The 18,672-nt window shown below is 63.8% G+C and carries 11 protein-coding genes; 4 read left to right on the top strand and 7 right to left on the bottom strand.

The features are described 5' to 3' along the window. Positions 1-221: 221 nt before the first annotated feature. Positions 222-1,541, top strand: coding sequence for an oxygen-independent coproporphyrinogen III oxidase (gene hemN / locus L7H23_RS05290; RefSeq protein WP_237838310.1), 1,320 nt, complete (start codon positions 222-224; stop codon positions 1,539-1,541). A 55-nt stretch (positions 1,542-1,596) separates the two neighbouring features. On the opposite strand, the gene L7H23_RS05285 is transcribed toward hemN, so the two are convergent. Further along, positions 1,597-2,388: an enoyl-CoA hydratase/isomerase family protein gene (locus L7H23_RS05285; protein ID WP_237838309.1), complete on the bottom strand. Its 792-nt coding sequence runs from the start codon at positions 2,386-2,388 to the stop codon at positions 1,597-1,599. Positions 2,389-2,619: 231 nt separating this feature from the next. Here L7H23_RS05285 and L7H23_RS05280 point away from each other — a divergent pair, with 231 nt between their 5' ends. Continuing rightward, positions 2,620-4,827 carry a TonB-dependent receptor gene (locus L7H23_RS05280; RefSeq protein WP_237838308.1) on the top strand — a complete coding sequence of 736 codons (2,208 nt, stop codon included), beginning with the start codon at positions 2,620-2,622 and terminating at the stop codon, positions 4,825-4,827. Between the two features lie 15 nt (positions 4,828-4,842). Then, positions 4,843-6,786, top strand: a complete 1,944-nt coding sequence (locus tag L7H23_RS05275; protein ID WP_237838307.1) for a nuclear transport factor 2 family protein — start codon at positions 4,843-4,845, stop codon at positions 6,784-6,786. Positions 6,787-7,141: 355 nt separating this feature from the next. Here the strand turns inward: L7H23_RS05275 and guaA are convergent, their stop codons facing one another. Beyond that, positions 7,142-8,728 carry a glutamine-hydrolyzing GMP synthase gene (gene guaA, locus L7H23_RS05270; RefSeq protein ID WP_237838306.1) on the bottom strand — a complete coding sequence of 529 codons (1,587 nt, stop codon included), beginning with the start codon at positions 8,726-8,728 and terminating at the stop codon, positions 7,142-7,144. Between the two features lie 196 nt (positions 8,729-8,924). On the opposite strand from guaA, the gene L7H23_RS05265 reads away from it, so the two are divergent. Beyond that, the gene (locus L7H23_RS05265; protein ID WP_237838305.1) at positions 8,925-11,351 is read left to right on the top strand and encodes an ABC transporter ATP-binding protein; all 2,427 of its coding nucleotides are present in this window, start codon (positions 8,925-8,927) and stop codon (positions 11,349-11,351) included. Here L7H23_RS05265 and L7H23_RS05260 read toward each other — a convergent pair. The 5 genes from L7H23_RS05260 to cobT form a co-directional block, all read right to left on the bottom strand. Beyond that, a complete protein-coding gene (locus L7H23_RS05260) occupies positions 11,348-12,397 on the bottom strand; it encodes a glycosyltransferase family 1 protein (protein WP_237838304.1) in 1,050 nt (349 codons plus the stop codon). The two genes, L7H23_RS05265 and L7H23_RS05260, sit on opposite strands and share 4 nt — an antisense overlap. Next, entirely contained in the window at positions 12,394-13,275 is an 882-nt protein-coding gene (locus L7H23_RS05255) for a UDP-2,3-diacylglucosamine diphosphatase (RefSeq protein WP_237838303.1), read from the bottom strand. Before L7H23_RS05255 ends, L7H23_RS05260 begins: the two co-directional genes overlap by 4 nt. A gap of 150 nt (positions 13,276-13,425) precedes the next feature. Then, positions 13,426-14,859 (bottom strand): aldehyde dehydrogenase family protein, encoded by a 1,434-nt coding sequence (locus tag L7H23_RS05250; RefSeq protein WP_237838302.1) that lies wholly within the window; start codon positions 14,857-14,859, stop codon positions 13,426-13,428. Between the two features lie 92 nt (positions 14,860-14,951). Further along, positions 14,952-16,598, bottom strand: coding sequence for an acetolactate synthase large subunit (locus tag L7H23_RS05245; protein ID WP_237838301.1), 1,647 nt, complete (start codon positions 16,596-16,598; stop codon positions 14,952-14,954). Between the two features lie 191 nt (positions 16,599-16,789). Next, positions 16,790-18,613 carry a cobaltochelatase subunit CobT gene (cobT, locus tag L7H23_RS05240; RefSeq protein WP_237838300.1) on the bottom strand — a complete coding sequence of 608 codons (1,824 nt, stop codon included), beginning with the start codon at positions 18,611-18,613 and terminating at the stop codon, positions 16,790-16,792. Positions 18,614-18,672 lie beyond the last annotated feature (59 nt).

Below are 18,672 nucleotides of genomic sequence, written 5' to 3'. Positions count from 1 at the left end.
CGTGTCCTGCGCGTTCCGACCTGCGGCGGCGGTGTGAGGCATCTCATCCTTCCTACCGATCCGGCCGCTCCACCGCGCGACGAGAATGGCTGCGCCAAAGCCTGTCACGTCGTCACCGAGCGGCGTGACAGGCCGACAGGAAAGAAGCCGGGATGTTGCTGACGCGACGAGTGTTGATCCCGATCAATGCTGTCGTGATCTTCGGCGGTTAAGCCAGCCTCATGTGGTCTTATCATCCCGATCTGCTCGCCCGGCCCGTGCCGCGCTACACCAGCTACCCCACGGCGATGGAGTTCACTGACGATGTCGGGGCAGAAGCCTATGGCGAGGCGCTCGACAGGGTCGAAGCCGCGACGCCGCTCTCGCTCTATGTCCATATCCCCTTTTGCGAGCAGATTTGCTGGTATTGCGGATGCAACACCGGCGCGGCCGGGCGGAAGCAACGCCTCGCGGACTATCTCGCTGCGCTACAGTCGGAGATCGCGCTCGTCGCAAAGCGGCTCGGAGGCCGCGGCCGCGTCCGCCGCATCGCCTTCGGTGGCGGCAGCCCGAATGCGATCGCGCCGGTCGAACTCGTCCGCCTGCTCGATCTTCTGCTGACGCTGTTCGACGCGCATCGGCCCGACATATCGGTCGAACTCGATCCACGCGGCTTCTCGTCCGATTGGGCGCTTGTGCTCGCGGCCGCCCGCGTGACCCGCGTGAGCCTCGGCGTGCAGACCTTTGCACCGCATGTCCAGCAGGCGATCGGACGGATACAACCGCTCTCGCACATCGAGCGTGTCGTCGCGGCGTTGCGGCTCCGCGACATCGATGCGATCAATTTCGACCTGATGTACGGGCTCCCCGGTCAGAGCCTCGCCGATCTCGATGAAACGCTGGACGAAGCGATCCGACTCGCGCCGAGCCGGATCGCGCTTTTCGGTTATGCGCACCTTCCGGACATGATCCCGCGTCAGCGGCGGATCGACGCGACGGACCTGCCGGACGCGCGGTTGCGCTTCGAACAGGCTGAACGAGGATATGAACGCCTGACACAAGCCGGCTACATCCCTGTTGGCTTCGATCATTTTGCCTTGCCGGGAGACTCGCTTGCGGCTGCGGCAGCAGAGGGAAGCGTCAACCGGAACTTTCAGGGCTTTACCGACGATGATGCGCCAGTGCTGATCGGCTTTGGCGCCAGTGCCATAAGCCGCTTTCCCGACCTCATCGTCCAGAATGAGAAGAGAGCAGGTCATTACCGCGATGTCGTCGCAGAGGATCGGCTCGCTGCGGTGCGGGGAGTATATAGTGGTAGCGAACAACAGCGACGCGCTGGCCATATCCGGGATCTCTTGTGTCGTGGCCGCACGCTTCTGGGCGCCGGCGACCAAATGACAGTCCGACAGGCTTTGGGAGAGTATGAGCGGCGCGGCCTTATCGAATGGGATGGGGCCGATCTGGCGATCTGCGACCGCGGGCTCCCCTACGTCCGGCATGTTGCCGCGGAGTTCGATCGCCTGCGAGGAAGCTTAGGCCGCACGAGACTTGCGAACGTCTGAATTCGAATTGTTCCGTCCAGAACCGGACGGTCTCCTACCGGCCAATGGCTGCGAGTTAGTCCAGCTGCTCAATTGCGATTTTTGCCGTAGCCAGCCCTGCAAAGGCATCGGCCGTACCGTCGGCTGTGAGGCAACGGGCAAAGCCGAGAATGCTCTCGTGGACCTGCTGATCGTCGGTCGGTCGCATCTGCTCCATGATCGCTGAAACCGCGGAAGCGGATCGGTTCGCGAACCCGTCGGCCTTCCGGATGGCAGCCTGGACAGAATCGTCCGCAACTTCATCGATGATTCCCGTCGCAAGGGCCTCGCCGGCGTCGAGGACCGTGCCATTTAGCGCGAAGAGGCGCGCGCGGTGCCATCCGATCAGCCTCGCCAATCGCTGCGGGCCGCCGACACCCGGCGGAATGCCGATGCGAATTTCCGGAAGTCCGATCGCGCTCGTCGATGCGGCCGCGATCCGCATCGTACAGGCAAGTGCAATCTCGAATCCGCCGCCCATGCAGTGACCGTTGATGGCCGCTATGACCGGCTTTGTCGCGCCGTCGAGCAGGGCACAAAGGGTCGCAAACGGCGACCCGAGAAAATCCTCTTCTGTAACGGCGCCACTCGCCAGCGATGCCGCCGCCTGGCCGATCTCCGCAAGATTGCCATGACGGATGAAGATGCCGTCGCGGGCGCCGGTAAGAATGATGGCGCGGATGTCGTCATCGCCGAGCTCGCGTTCGATGATCTGGCCGAGCGCCGCAGCCCCGACCGTGGAGATTGTTCCGTCGGCGAGCGGCTGGAAGGAAATCAGTGACACCGGGCCGCGGCGTGACAGATGCACCAATTCTTCGCTGTCGGTCATAGGGGACGATCCTTTCGGGCTGCCGGGATTGCGAAGCCCGTCTAGCGCCATTTTGCGCATTGCTTGACACTGTCAAATTGATTACTTGTCAGTGTCAAGCAATTGGGGGACCTTCGTACCATAGCCGCAAAAATGCGGGTGCCGTGGGAGATGGGGATGTCTGGAAACGGAAGAGCGATCGCTTGCGTGTCGGTTCTGGCGCTGCTGGCGGGAATGGGGAGCCCGGGCGCAATGGCGCAAGAGGCGGCGGGGGAGGCCGAACAGTCTGGCGTCGACATCGTGGTGACGGCGCAGAAACGCGACGAACGCGTGATCGACCTGCCGCTTGCGATCTCGGTGATCGGTTCCGATTTCGTCGAGAAGCGCAACATCGGCTCGCTCGAAGACGCGGCACGCTTCGTTCCCAATACCCGGCTCGACTTCGGGCAAGGCAGCCAGAGCGACAACAAGGTCACGATACGCGGCCTGACCAGCACCGCACGCAATACGCAGCCCGGGATCGATCCGAACGTCGCCTTCTATGTCGATGGCGTCTATCTGCAGCGCCCCGAACAGCTCAATCCCGAATTGATCGATCTCGAACGCGTCGAGGTTCTGCGCGGGCCGCAGGGCACGCTCTATGGCAAGAATTCGACCGTTGGTGCGATCAACATCATTACCCAAACGCCGTCGCTCGTAGACAGCAAGGCGGTGTTCGATGCCCAATATGGCAATTACGAAAGCATCCGGTTGCGCGGCAATGTCCAGGTGCCGGTCATCCGCGACGTCGCCGCGATCTCGGTCAGCGGATATTTCAGCGACGACGACGGGCTCCGGCGCAACAGCGTTGATGGCGCTGCGGTCGGCGATCTTCGTCGATACGGCTTTCGCGCGAAGTTTTTCGCCAAGCCCGCCGATGATCTGACCGTCACGCTTGGCGCCGATTTCCAGAGCGATCGCACCAACAGCTCGATCGGCGACCTGCTTCTGGTTGGCTTCGACCCGGCCTTCCTGTTCCTGCCGCCGCCCTTTTCTGCGGTCACACCGGGCAATGTTTATGATCGGACGGTATCCAAGACGCCGAACGCGGAAGAAAACAGCGTCAAGAGCTGGGGCGGCTTCGCAAATCTCACCTATGATTTCGACGGGGCGTCGCTGACCTCGCTCACCGGCTACCGCGGTTTCACCTCGAAGAATTTCATCGACCTCGACTTCAGCGCTGAACCCTATTTCCGGTCGGGCCGCGACAACAAGCAGTGGCAGCTGAGCGAGGAACTGCGCCTCGTCTCGACCAGCGACGGGCCATTCGACTGGCTTGTCGGCGTCTATCTGCACAAGGCCAGTCTGGAGAGCGATCTGCAGACAAATGTCGACGACGCGACGCTCGCGGGCCTGCCGCCGGTCTTCGGGGGCACGCAGCAGCTGGCGCAGACCGACCTCGATATCGACAGCAAGGCGATCTTCGGCCAGTTTGGCTTCAAGCCGACCGAGCGGCTCACGCTGCGCGTCGGCGTGCGCGGCGACCGTGAGCATCGCGATTTCGTAACCTCGCAGACAGTGGGCACGCTGTTCGGCGGGCTTGCGGGTTTCCTCTCCTTTCCTCCGACGCGGTTCGAACGGACCGAGCGCGATCTCGCGCTCATGGGCAGCATCTCCTACGAAGTCGCACGCGACCTCAACGTCTATGCGACTTATTCGGAGGGCTCGAAGTCGGGCGGGTTCAACGGCGGCGGGCTTTCGGGCAGCGCGGCGTCGCTTGATCCCGCCCGGCTCGAGTTCGGCAAGGAATCGGCGCGCAATTACGAAGTCGGACTGAAGGCGTTGCTGCTCGACCGCAAGGTCTCGGTAGCGCTCTCGGCCTTCCGCATCGATTTCAAGGATCTGCAGGTCAATGTTTTCGATCCGCCCGAAATCCGGACGACCAACGCCGCGCGCGCGCGGTCGAGCGGGGTGGAGTTCGAAGCGAGCGCGGAGTTGGGTCGTCTGTCGCTGATGGGATCGGCCGCCTATAACAAGGCGACTTATCGCAACTATCCGAACGGGCCGCTTCCGGGCGGCGGCTTCGGCGATCGGTCAGGCTCCGATCTTGCCAATGCGCCGCGCTGGCAGCTCGCGAGTTCGGCGCTTTATTCGGTGCCGATCGGGAAGACGGCGGAAGTCTACGGCGGCCTCGACGGTCTCTACACCAGCGCCCAGAATCTCGATCAGACAGGCGACCCGATTTGCCGGCAGAAGGGCTATGGCCTTCTGAATGCCCGTGTCGGCGTCCGCATGAATGGCGACCGGATCGACGTCCAGGCGTGGGCGCGCAACCTGACCGATACCGATTATCTTGTGAACTGCGGCCTGATCGGATCGGTGCTCGGCGGCGGGCCGGGCTTCAATCGTCTCGTCGGCTCTTACCTGGGCGTGCCGGGCCGCCCGCGCAGCTATGGCCTGCTTCTGCGCTATCGATTTTGACCGGGGAGCATGGACATGATCAGGCGCATCGGAATCGCATTGTTGCTGTGCGTCGCGGGTAGCGGCGCTATGGCGAAACCAGATCAGAGCGAGACGCATATGGAACGAACCGCGGAGGCCAAGGCTGCGCTGGAACGACAGCAGACTTTATGGCGTCCCGACCATAGCCCGGCCGCGCAGGCGTGGATTGACCACTATCGTGAAGAGACCAAGGGCAAACCGCTCGATCCCGCGCGCTTCGTCGGAACGCCCAGCGGGCTGTCGCATCGCGACATCCACTCGGTAATCAACGACCGCTCGCTCGGCGAACGTTTCTTCGAAGTTCACAGCGACATGCTCGACCCCGAAAAGTCGGTCTATATCGACCCCTTCTTCGGCGATCTGCACGGCCAGCGCGCGATCCGCGCCTGGCTCGTCCCGATCATGTCGGGGCAGGGTAGTGGCGCCAGCTTCGACCCCGTATTCCCCGCTGCTTTCCTCGACGATAGCGAAGGGGGGACGTCGATCGACGAATGGCAATTGACGCAGCCGGTGAACGGTGAGTGGGTGAAGATCGTCCGCGGCGTCAGCGTTCGACGCTATCGCGACGGCTGGGTGCGCGATGCTGTCGATTTCTTCGACACGACACCAATCCGCATGGGCATGGCCTTTCGGGAAAAGCAGGGCGAGCGCGTCGCGCCTTTGCCCGACTGGCCGCGGGTGCCCACCAAAGCCTGGGTTCGCACCGCGCCGCCCGCGAAGTTGTCGAAGGCGGCGGCGGCATGGCGCGCCAATCATGCGAAGGGTCCCGCCGATCGTCCGACCGGCCTGTCGAACCGCGACCTTCACGATCTGATCTTCGAACAGCCGCGCGGCGCCGATTTCTATTCGGAGTTCAGCGCGCTGCTGCATCCGACGGACTCGGTCTATATCGATCCGATCTTCGGCGAGGTTCACGGGCGCAAGGCTATCCACGACTGGCTTGCCGATGTGATGCCCAAGGCTGGCCATATCGAATTCGAACTGACCGAGAAGCCGGTGTTCGACGGCGATATGTCGTATAGCGAGTGGCGCCAGGTGGCGGTGCTGCCGGGCGGTGAACGCGTCGTGATGACGCGCGGCAGCAGCATCCGGCGCTACAAGGGCGGCTGGGTGATCTATGCCGCCGACTATTTCGACACCGCGCCGTTCATGGATCCCGAAATTCAGGCTGCGAGCGTCGCCGCCGGATCGACGCTGACGATCGACGACATCAGCAAATATCGTCCGGACATCGCGCCCGACGTTGCGGACAATGCCGAGTTTCAGGATATATTGGGGCTGGCGTCCTCTCTGCCCCGCGCCGGAGAGCCGCTGGCCGAACAGACCGGAAAGAATCCGGGCGTGCGTGAAAAGCTGATCGAAGTCGCGACCGCCGAAATCGAACGCACGGGCAAGGCGACGATCAGCATTCGCGAAGTGGCGCGGGTTGCGGGCTTGTCGCACAATGCGCCCTATTTCCACTTCCCCGACAAGCAGGCGCTGCTGATGGCCGTCGCATCGCGCGCCTTCTGGAAGCTGCACGACAAGATGGTCGAGGCGGCCGCCGAAGCGGAGACTCCGGCGGAGCGCCACCGCCTTCTTGGCGTCGGCTTTGTCAGGTTCGCGGTCAGCAACCCCGGGCTGTTTCGCCTGATCGGGAACAAGGAGGTTACGGGCGCGACGCCGACCCGCGAACTGACCAATGCGCGCATCGCGGCCGCGCAGCTCTTCGGCGCAGCGGTGCTTGATTTGACAAGTCGACGAACCGATACGGCGCTCGATTCCAAAGTGGCGGCGGTAGCCGGCTGGTCGATGATGCAGGGTCTTTCGACGCTGCTGATCGAAGGGCAGATGGTGCCCGGCCTACTTGGCGTTGAGAGCGAAGATGCCGTGGCAGAACAGGTTGCGGGCCTGTTCTCCAATCTGTTGGCGGGACCACCCCGAAGCATCAATTCATGAAGGTCCGCGTGCGCCCGCGCATGACCTGAAGGCTGACGGTCATCTACCGGCCAGTCGGCGGTGCTGCACATTGATCGGCGGAGCCTGTTGAATGGCGGCAAACAATGATTGGACACGTCGTCCCTACGCTCTGAATGCCTGCGAGCTGTCAGCTGTCTTGTCCGCCCTATGCGATACCTGGCGGAAAATCGGGCCCAAAATACCGTCAATTATGTTGCTATGAATTCGGCATTTGACGTGAACGGTGCAGGATTCAACGAGTTACGGCTCGTTGATGATGCAGAATTTACGGTATCCGGTGCGCGGCGTAATCGCCTGTAAATAAAAAATAATATATCGAAGATTCTCGATTATCTCATTCCCACTCGATCGTGCCCGGCGGCTTCGACGTATAGTCGTACACGACGCGGTTGATCCCCTGAACCTCGTTGATGATGCGTGTCGCGCAGCGGCTGAGGAAGCTCGCGTCGAAGGGGTAGATGTCGGCGGTCATGCCGTCGGTCGAGGTCACGGCGCGCAGCGCGCAGACATGGTCGTAGGTGCGACCGTCGCCCATCACGCCGACGGTCTTGACGGGCAGAAGCACCGCGAATGCCTGCCAGATCGCATCATAGAGGCCGGCATTGCGGATCTCTTCGAGATAGACTGCGTCGGCCTTGCGCAGGATATCGCAGCGGTCCTTGCTGACTTCGCCGGGGATGCGGATCGCGAGGCCGGGGCCGGGGAAGGGGTGGCGGCCGACGAAGATATCGGGAAGTCCCAGCTCCTTGCCGAGCAGCCTTACTTCGTCCTTGAAGAGTTCGCGCAAGGGTTCGACGAGGTTCATGTTCATCCGCTCGGGCAGACCGCCGACATTGTGGTGGCTCTTGATCGTGACGCTCGGTCCGCCGGTGAAGCTGACGCTCTCGATGACGTCGGGATAGAGCGTGCCCTGTGCGAGGAAGTCGGCGCCGCCGATCTTCTTCGCTTCTTCCTCAAAGACGTTGATGAATTCGCCGCCGATGAACTTGCGCTTTGCCTCGGGGTCGGTGACGCCTGCGAGGCCGCTCATAAAGCGCTCCTCGGCATCCACCACGACGAGCGGGATGTTGTAATGGTCGCGGAACAGGCGCTCGACCTGCTCGCGCTCGTTCATGCGCAACAGGCCGTGGTCGACGAAGACGCAGGTGAGCTGTTCGCCGATCGCCTCGTGGATCAGCACCGCTGCGACCGCGCTGTCGACGCCGCCCGACAGACCGCACAACACGCGCTGGTCGCCGACCTGTTCGCGGATCTCGGCGATCTTGGTGGCGCGGAATTCGGCCATCGTCCAGTCGCCGCTGCAGCCACAGACATGGCGGACGAAATTGGCGATCAGTTTCGCCCCGTCCGGGGTGTGAACCACCTCGGGGTGGAATTGCGTGCCGTAATAGCGGCGCTCGTCGTCCGCGATCAGCGCGAAGGGCGCGCCGTCGCTGATCGCGACGATGCGGAAACCCGGCGCAAACTCTGTGACGCGGTCGCCGTGGCTCATCCAGACCTGATGGCGCTCGCCGACCTCCCACAGTCCGTCGAACAGCACACAGGGTTCGGTGACGGTCAGGAAGGCGCGGCCGAATTCGCCATCGCGTTCGCCGTCGGCACCGCCGGGTTCGACTTGGCCGCCGAGCTGCTGGCTCATCACCTGCTGTCCGTAGCAGATGCCAAGGATGGGGAGGCCGCTGTCGAACACCGATTGCGGGGCGCGCGGGCTGCCGGTCGCGGGGACCGATGCAGGCGATCCCGAGAGAATCACGCCCTTGGGCTTCATCCGTTCGAGTGCGGCCTCGGCGGCGCTGAAGGGAACAATCTCGCTATAGACGCCGGCTTCGCGGACGCGTCGGGCGATCAGCTGGGTGACCTGGCTTCCGAAGTCGATGATCAGGATCGATTCAGGTGCGGCGGGAGAGTCGGGAGTCGGCATGGCTGGCCGATAAAGAGGCGCGCCCCTGCTGTCCAGCGGTCGATATGGGCCGTTCGTGGAAGAGGCGTCGCCTCGACACATTGTTGCGACAATTGCGACATAACTGAACCGCGAACAAAGGGCGGCGTCAGCGGGTGTTAAGCCCCGGCGTGACAAGAAAAAGCCAAGACAGAAAAGAAACAAGGCCTCTCCTCCAATGAAAAAATATCGTCTTTCCCTTTCGACCCGCGCGCTGCTTCTGGCGGCGGGCGCCTCGCTGGCGATGCCGGCTATGGCAGAGACCGAGACGGCGGCTGCAGTTGCTGTCGATGCGGTCGATCAACCCGCCGAGCCTGCCGCGGCGCCTGCGGATCAGGACGACGATCAATATGATCAGGACGAGATTGTCGTCACCGCGCCGCGGCTTGCAGGACAACTCGACACCGATATCGCGGCCGAAGCCGAACTCGATGAGGCGGCGATCGCCAGCTATGGCGTTTCGAACGTCTCGGAACTGCTCGATGCGCTCGCGCCGCAGACACGCTCGGGACGCGGACGCGGCAGCGGCCGGCCGATCATCCTCGTCAACGGTCGCCGCATCGGCGGCTTTGGCGAGGTGCGCAACCTGCCCCCCGAAGCGATCGCGAAGGTCGAGATTTTCCCCGAAGAGGTCGCGCTGCAATATGGGTATGCTGCGACCGACCGCGTCGTGAACCTGGTGCTCAAGCCGAATTTCCGTCAGATCGCCGTCGAAGCCGAAGGCGGCATCCCGACGCAGGGCGGACGTTTCCAGAGCGAGATCGACCCAAGCTTCCTGATGATCGGCAAGAACGGCCGCGTGAACATCAACGCGGGCTGGGAACATGCGACGATCCTGCGTGAGAGCGAGCGCGACCTGCGCTACGACCCCGCGACGAATGACGCCGCCGAAGCGGTCGCGCGCAGCCTGCTTCCGGCGACCGACACCTATTCGATCGACGGGACGATCCAGCGCAGCCTGAACAAGGTGACCGATGCGTCGCTCAATCTGCGCTTCGACCAGACGGACAGTCTTTCGCTGCTCGGCCCCGGCGCTGGCGGGGTCAGCGATCCGCTGCGCCGCGACAGCCGGACGCAGAACATCACCGCTACTGCCAGCGTCAACGGGATGCTCGGCGACTGGCGTTGGGCCGCGACAAGCAATTACAGCGATTCCGACCAGCGCATCTTCACCGACCGCATCGGCACGACCCGCGATCGCTTCGACAGCAGCAGCCAGAATTTCGGCGGCAACGTCAATTTCTCGGGCAGCCTCGGCGACGGCTGGGCCGGACCGGTTCGCGCCTCGGTAACCGGCAGCTACAGCGGGCTGCGCTACGACAGCCGGTCGGAGCGCGGTGCGACGATCACGACGAGCGACCTGTCGCGCGATCTGCCGAGCGTCTTTGGTTCGCTCAATATCCCGCTGCTCGATCCCGAATATCATGCCGGGCCAATCCGCCTGTCGGCGAACCTCAGCGCCGAGGTCGAAAAGCCGAGCGATTTCGAGACGCTGAAGAGCTGGGGCGCCAGCCTGAACTGGGTGTTGTCGAAGAATTTCTCGATCGTCACCAGCTTCAACAGCGATGAGGCGGCGCCCAGCGTGACACAACTCGGCGCCGCGCCGCTGACGACGCCCGACGTCACCTATTATGACTTTGCGACCGGTCAGACGGTGCGCATCACGACGACGAGCGGGGGCAATCCGTTTCTGCTCACCGAACGTCGCCGCGATCTCAAGATCGGGCTCAACTGGTCGCCGCCGATGATCGAGGGGCTCGATCTCTCGATCAACTACAACCGCAACAAGAGCTATGACACGGCGAACAGTTTCCCGCTGCTGACGCCCGAAATCGAGGCGGCGTTTCCCGGCCGTGCGATCCGCGACGCGAACGGCGTGTTGATCGCGCTCGACCAGCGCCCGGTCAATTACGACCGCGCAGAGAATTCACAGATCCGCTGGGGCTTCAACTTCGGCAAGAGCTTTGCACAGCCCAAGGGCGGCGGACAGGGCCTCGGCGGACCCGGCGGCGCGCCGCGCGGTGAGGGCGGTCCGCCGCCGGGCGCCGGCCGTGGCCCGGGCGGTGGTGGTGGTGGCGGTTTCCGCGGTCGCGGCGGTCCGGGCGGCGGGATGTTCGGGCAGCCGCAGGGTGGGCGCTGGCAGGTCTCGCTCTACCACACCATCAAGCTCACCGACAAAGTGCTGATCGGCCCCGGCATCCCCGAACTCGACCTGCTCAACGGCTCGGCGACGGGCAGCGGCGGCGGCAGCAACCGCCATCTCGTCGAACTCGACGGCGGTGTCTTCTACAAGGGGATGGGCGCGCGCGTCAGCGCGAAGTACGACAGCGGTAGCACCGTCGTCGGCGGCAGCGCGGGCGACCTGAAGTTCGGCGACCTCGCGACCTTCAACCTGCGCTTCTTCATGGACTTCAGCCAGAAGCCGGAGATCACGAAGAGTCTGCCGTTCCTGAAGGGTTCGCGCCTGCGCCTGTCGATCGACAATCTGTTCGACGCGCAGCGCAAGATCACCGACGCGAACGGCATCGTCCCGCTCAACTATCAGCCGGGCTACACCGACCCGCTTGGCCGCTATGTCGAGCTGGAGTGGCGCAAGGCCTTCTAGGCGAGACTGGGTGCGCCCACCGGGGTTTCGGTCGGCGTGCCGACCGGAACGAAGGTTAGCGCCTGAACGAACTGCGCGGTACAATTGGGCCAGCTGTACCGCGCGCCCAGCGCGGCGGCGTCGGTGCGGCGGCACGCCAGAGCTGCGGCGATCGCCTTGTCGAGATTTTCGTCGAGCGCTCCGGCGCCGTCGCGGACGATATCCCCGGGCCCCGGAACAGGATAGGCGGCAACCGGGGTTCCGCACGACAGTGCCTCGATGACGACAAGACCAAAGGTGTCCGTACGGCTGGGGAATACGAAGACGTCTGCACCGGCATAGGCCGCGGCGAGCGCCTCGCCGCCGAGCTTGCCGAGGAAGACGGCGTCCGGATAACGCGCCTGCAACTCTGCAAGCGCCGGTCCGTCGCCGACGATCACCTTGGTGCCGGGCTGGCGGGTGTCGAGAAAGGCTTCGATATTCTTCTCGACCGCGACGCGCCCGACATAAAGCTGGATCGGGCGGACGAGGCCGTCGAACGCGGCCGGGGCGGCACGGTCAGCATGGAACAGCGCGTGATCGACGCCGCGCTCCCACATCATCGTCTGGTCGAGGCCCTGTTCGGCCAGTTCGGCGGCGAGGCTGCGCGTCGCGACCATGATGTTGCGCGCGGGGCGGTGGAACCAGCGGATGAAACGCCACACGAAGGCGGGCGAAACGGGCAGCCGCGCCGCGACATATTCGGGAAAGCGCGTGTGATAGGCGGTGGAGAAGGGCACCTTCTTGTCCAGGCACCAGCGCCTTGCCGCCAGGCCGAGGGGCCCCTCGGTCGAGATATGGACCGCCTGCGGCGCGAAAGAGCGGATGCGCCGCCCCACCGCGCGCCGCCCGGCAAAGGCGAGACGGATCTCGCCATAGGTCGGGCAGGGGATCGAGCGGAACAGGTTGGGCGAGATCACCTCGATCTCATGCCCGCCGGCCCGCAGTTCGGCGATTGTCGCCTGAAGCGTGCGCACGACACCGTTCACCTGCGGCTCCCAAGCGTCAGTGACGATCAATATTCTCATGCCGCTTTGGCCGGGGCCGGGAGCTCGAGCTGCGCCGGCACGCTCCGTGCTGCAACTTCTTCCGCCCAGTGGAGGATTTCCATCGTGCCGTCATGATGTTCGACCAGCGCGGTGCAGCCTTCGACCCAGTCGCCGTCGTTATAGTAATTGACGCCCTCGATCTCGCGCATCTCGGCGCTGTGGATGTGGCCGCAGACGACCCCGTCGACCCCGCGCGCCCGCGCCGCATGCGCGACGACTTCTTCATAGCGGCCGATGAACTGGACGGCGTTCTTGACCTTGTGCTTGGCGACCAGCGACAGCGACCAATAGGGCAGGCCGAGCTTGTTGCGGACCCAGTTGACCACAACGTTGCACTTCATCAGCCCGGTGTAGGCCGCGTCGCCGACGAAGGCGAGCCAGCGGTGCGCGAGCATCACGGCGTCGAACTCATCGCCATGCACGATCAGCAGCTTTTTGCCGTCGGCGGTTTCGTGCACCGCTTCGCGGCGGATTTCGACGCCGCCGAAATCGAAGCCGTCGAAGGGACGCACCATCTCGTCATGGTTGCCCGGAACATAGACGACGCGGGTGCCGCGCTTCGCGCGTTTCAGGACGCGCCAGACGACGTCATTATGCTCGGGCGGCCAGAAGTGCCGCTTCTTGAGCCGCCATCCGTCGATGATGTCGCCCACTAGGTAGAGCGTCTCGCAATCGACATGGTCGAAGAAATCGATCAGCAGCGGCGCGTTGCAGCCGCGCGTACCGAGGTGAATGTCGCTGACCCACACCGTACGATAGCTTCGCCGTTCGCCGATCACGCGCTCGGGAATATGCGGGTCGGTCGTGAACGGATCGGGGAAACGGGCGGGGATCGGCAGGGTCGAGATCGAGGCCATGTCGTACTCCGTAGGCAGCCTTGGCTGCCCACGGCCTAGACAGGAGTTTTGTTACAGCGTGCGGCCCGAAGCCGCGACACTATGAAGAAAGTTCGACTTCACTTCTGTGACGTTGCCTTTTGGACACATGCTGCCCGAGGAGCGAGCCAATCAGGTTCGCCGGATGACCAGGTTCCTGATTTCGCTCATATCCTCAATCGCGAAACGTACGCCCTCGCGGCCGAGGCCACTGTCTTTGACGCCGCCATAAGGCATATTGTCGACGCGGTAGCTCGACACGTCGTTGACGACGATGCCGCCGACGTCGAGATGATCCCAAGCTTCGAGGACCTTGTGGATGTCGCGCGTGAAGATGCCAGCCTGCAGCCCGAACTTGCTGTCGTTGACCTCGGCGAGCGCGTCTTCCCACTTGCTGAACTTCGACAAGACGACGACGGGGCCGAAAGCTTCTTCGCGCACCACGTCGGTGTCGCCCGATACGTTTTCGAGCAATGTCGCCTCAAGCATATTGCCTTCGCATCCTCCGCCCGCGAGCAGGGTCGCGCCCGCATCGACTGCGGCGTCGATCCAGCCCTTCAGCCGCTGGGCTTCCTTCGCCGAGATCATCGGGCCGATGAAGGTTTCGCGCATTTTCGGATCGCCCGATTTCAGCATCTTGACCTTGGCTGCGAGCATGTCGCGGAAAGTGTCGTAGATATCCTCGTGGATGATGGTGCGCTGCACGTGGATGCAGCTTTGCCCCGACTGATAATATCCGCCGAAGATGATCCGGGCGAGCGCATGGTCGAGGTCGGCGTCCTTGTCGACGATCACCGCGGCATTGCCGCCGAGTTCGAGCACGACCTTTTTCTTGCCGGCCTTGGCTTTCAGGTCCCAGCCAACCCCCGGCGAGCCGGTGAAGCTCAGCAGCTTCAATCGCTCGTCGGTGGTGAACAGGTCGGCGCCCGCGCGGCTCGCGGGCAGGATGCTGAACGCGCCTTCGGGCAGGATATCGCACTCGGCGAGCACCTCGCCCATGATGATCGCTCCCAGCGGTGTGAGCGACGCGGGTTTCATCACGAAAGGGCAGCCGATCGCGATGGCGGGGGCGATCTTGTGCGCGGCAAGGTTCAGCGGGAAGTTGAACGGCGAGATGAAGCTGCACGGGCCGATCGGCACGCGCTTCCACATCCCCATATAGCCCTTGGCGCGCGCCGAAACGTCGAGCGGCTGGACTTCGCCATAGTTGCGTGTCGCTTCCTCGGCGGCGATCCGGAACGTGTCGATCAGGCGCGTAACCTCGCCCTCGCTGTCGGCGATCGGCTTTCCCGCCTCGACGCAGAGCGCATAGGCAAGCTCGTCGAAGCGTTCGCGGAAGCGCTTCACGCAATGATTGAGGACGTCCTGCTTCTCGAAGCTTGCGAGCCGGGCCATCGGTTCGGCGGCGCGGACCGCGCCCGCGATCGCCTCGTCGATCACATCGGGGGTCGCCAGCGCGGTGCGGAAAGCGACCTCGCCGGTGAACTTGTCGATTACCTCGAGGTCGGTGTTCGGCTGCACCGCCTTGTTATTGAGATAGAGCGGATAGACGTCCTTCAGTTTCATTACCTACTCCGTTCGGGCTGAGCCTGTCGAAGCCCTGTCCTTCCTTGAAGACAAAAACGGCCCGTCGACAAGCTCGGGGCGAACGGGGACCCTCAGAGTTCCTTCGACAGCTTCTTGATGTCGATGTTCAGGATCTGGTCGTTCTCCGTGTAATCGACCGGGCAGTCGATCAGGTGGACACCCGGCGTATCGCGCGTGTGCGCGAGCAGCTCTTTCAGATGCGCGGCGCTTTCGACGCGGTGCCCGTGGGCGCCATAGCTTTCGGCATATTTGACGAAATCGGGGTTGCCATAGGTCAGGCCCCAATCCTTGAAGCCCATATTCGCCTGCTTCCAGCGGATCATCCCGTAGCTGCTGTCGTTGAGGATCAGTACGGTGAGGTTGAGACCGAGGCGCACCGCGGTCTCCATCTCCTGGCTGTTCATCATGAAGCCGCCGTCGCCGCAGATCGCCATCACCTTGCGGTCGGGATAGACCATCGCCGACATCATCGCCGACGGCAGGCCCGCGCCCATCGTCGCCAGCGCATTGTCGAGCAGCACGGTGTTCGGCTTGCACGCGGTGTAACCGCGCGCGAACCAGATCTTGTACACGCCATTGTCGAGGCAGATGATCCCGTCGTCGGGCATCGCGTCGCGGATCGACTGAACCAGATGCGGCGGGAAGATCGGGAAGCGTTCGTCCGCGGCGAGCGGCGCGGTATGCTCGACCTCGGCCTTGCGGAACGCGAGCATATGGTCGAACTTCCACCCGCCGTTGGGGACGATGTCTTCCTTCATCTGCCAGACCGCATTGGCGATGTCGCCGATCACCTCGATGTCGGGGAAATAGACGGGATCGACCTCGGCGGTCTTGCTCGACACATGGATCACGGTCGGGCCGCCCTGCTTCATGAAGAAGGGCGGCTTTTCGATCACGTCGTGACCCAGATTGACGATGCAGTCCGACGCCTCGACCGCGCGGTGGACGAAGTCGCCCGCCGAGAGAGCCGCGCAGCCGAGGAATTTCGGGTGCCGCTCGTCGATCACGCCCTTGCCGAGCTGGGTCGTCAGGAACGGGATGCCCGTCTTTTCGATGAACTGCAGCAGCATGCGGCTGGTCATCGTGCGGTTTGCGCCCGCCCCGATCACGAGGACCGGCGATTTCGCCTTCTCGAGCGCCTTCACGGCTTCGCGGATCGACTTCACATCGGCGTTCGGGCGGCGCGAGTGGCTGCGTTTCAGCGGCGTCGAGTCGGTATGCTCGTCGGCAATATCTTCGGGCAGTTCGATATGAACCGCACCCGGCTTTTCTTCCTCGGCGAGACGGAAGGCTTCGCGCACGCGGCTCGGGATATTGTCCGACGAGGCCATCTGGTGCGTATATTTGGTGATCGGCGACATCATCGAACAGACGTCGAGGATCTGAAAGCGGCCTTGCTTCGATTTCTTGATCGGCTTTTGTCCGGTGATCATCATCATCGGCATCCCGCCGAGCTGCGCATAGGCTGCAGCGGTGACGAAATTGGTCGCGCCGGGCCCGAGCGTCGCGAGGCAGACGCCGGTCTTGCCGGTATGGCGGCCATAAGTCGCGGCCATGAAGCCGGCACCCTGTTCGTGGCGGGTCAGGATCAGCTTGATCTTGGTCGATCGCGACAGGCTGTCGAGAAAGTCGAGATTCTCTTCGCCCGGAACGCCGAAGATATACTCGACGCCTTCTTCTTCCAGACACTCGATGAACAGGTCGGATGCTTTTTTCACGGTCAGTCGCCCCCTCAGCCGGCACCCTCTATGGTGCGGTCCTCAGTCCGTGCCGGCGACCCATCAGCACAATGATGATGCAGCGGCACCCGTCGTGGTCCGCGAGTCCCTGCTGCTCCGGAACGGTTTGTAACGAGGGCATAAGGGCTTGTCACCCACCCGTGGCGACCCGTTTCGGGCCAGTCACCCGCTCAGTCGATGTCGAACAGACCCGCAAGCTGCTCGACCATCGTGCCGCCGAGCTGTTCGGCGTCCATGATTGTTACCGCGCGGCTGTAATAGCGCGTGACGTCGTGCCCGATGCCGATCGCGCAGAGCTCGACCGGCGAGCGGTTCTCGATCCAGTCGATCACCTGGCGCAGATGCTGGTCCAGATAGGCGCCGTGATTGACCGACAGCGTGCTGTCATCGACCGGCGCGCCGTCGCTGATCACCATCAGGATGCGGCGTTCCTCGGGGCGGTTGATGATCCGGTGGTGCGCCCACATCAGCGCTTCGCCGTCGATATTCTCTTTCAGCAGCCCTTCGCGCATCATCAGCCCGAGCGACTTGCGCGCGCGGCGATAGGGCTCGTCGGCGGGCTTGTAGATGATGTGGCGAAGGTCGTTGAGGCGGCCGGGATGGGCAGGGCGTCCCGCTGCGAGCCAATCCTCGCGGCTCTGCCCGCCTTTCCAGGTGCGCGTCGTGAAACCCAGAATCTCGGTCTTCACGCCGCAACGTTCGAGCGTGCGCGCGAGAATGTCGGCGCTAATCGCGGCGATGCTGATCGGCCGGCCGCGCATCGAACCGCTGTTGTCGATCAGCAGCGTGACGACGGTATCGCGAAAGTCGGTGTCGCGTTCGATCTTGTACGACAGCGAACTGCCGGGCGAGACGATGACGCGGGCAAGGCGAGCGGCGTCGAGCTGGCCCTCTTCCTGATCGAAATCCCATGCGCGGTTCTGCTGCGCCATCAGGCGGCGCTGAAGGCGGTTCGCGAGCTTGGTCACCGCGCCCTGCAGATGCGTCATCTGCTGGTCGAGATAGGCACGCAGGCGCGTCAGTTCGTCGGCATCGCAAAGCTCGGTCGCGGCGACGATTTCGTCGTGCTTTTCGGTGAAGCGGACATAGTTGAAATCGGGGACGTCGGTCGGCAGGCGGTTCGGGCGCACCGGCAGCATGCCCTCATCGCCTTCGCCGCCCATCTCTGGCTCGCCGTCGGCCTCCATCTCCTGTGCGTCGGGATCGCTGTCGCCGTCGTCGGCCTGATCGCCCGACATTTCGGCGCGCGCGTCGACCTGGCTTTCGCCGCTGCCGCCGTCTTCGCTTTCCTGTTCTTCCTGGCTCTCGTCGGCCTCGGATTCATCCTCTTCGCCGGTGTCCTCGCTGCCTTCGTCCATCGGCTCGTCGCCGTATATGAGGTCGAGGTGGCGGAGCGCCATTTTCGCGGTCTCGGCGAAGGCTGCCTGATCGTCGATCAGCATCGCGAGCGCATCGAGATCACCGCCGGCTTCCTTGGTGATCCACTCGCGCACGAGCGAAAGTCCGGTCTCGGTGCCCTGTGGCGCCTGCTCGCCGGTCAGCGCTTCGCGGATCAGCAGTTCGAGCGCGCTCGAAATGGGCACGTCTTCCCGGGCCTGCGCGCGGCTGATCGGGTCGCTGCGCATCCGCATGGTGAGTGACGCCGAGAGGTTCTGACGCATCCCCGCCATATTGCGTGCGCCGAGCGCCTCGACCCGAGCGCGCTCCATCGCGTCGAACGCCGCCGCGGCGAGCGGTTCGGACGGGCGGGCGGCGCTGTGGATCCTGTCGCTATGATGCTTCATCCGCAGCGCATAGCTGTCGGCAAAGCCGCGCGCTTCGGCGACCTGATCGCGCGGCAGCGTACGCGACGGGGTGGGCACCTTGATCGCCTTGCCGATCTGCACCGGCGCATCGGCGGTAAAGCCGACCTCGACCTCGGGGTCGCGGGTCACCGCGCGCGCGACGCTCGACAGCGCGGCCTTCAGGTCGTCGAGGGGAGACTGGGTGGACATTTCGAGTCGGCTCTAACCAGCTTTGGGCTTGCGGGGAAGATATCTATGCTTGCTTGACC

It is taken from the genome of Sphingopyxis sp. BSN-002, assembly GCF_022024275.1.
In the GTDB taxonomy this organism is placed as follows: Bacteria; Pseudomonadota; Alphaproteobacteria; order Sphingomonadales; family Sphingomonadaceae; genus Sphingopyxis.
The sequence above is the reverse complement of the archived record's forward strand: the minus strand, read 5'-3'. Positions and strand labels throughout refer to the sequence as shown.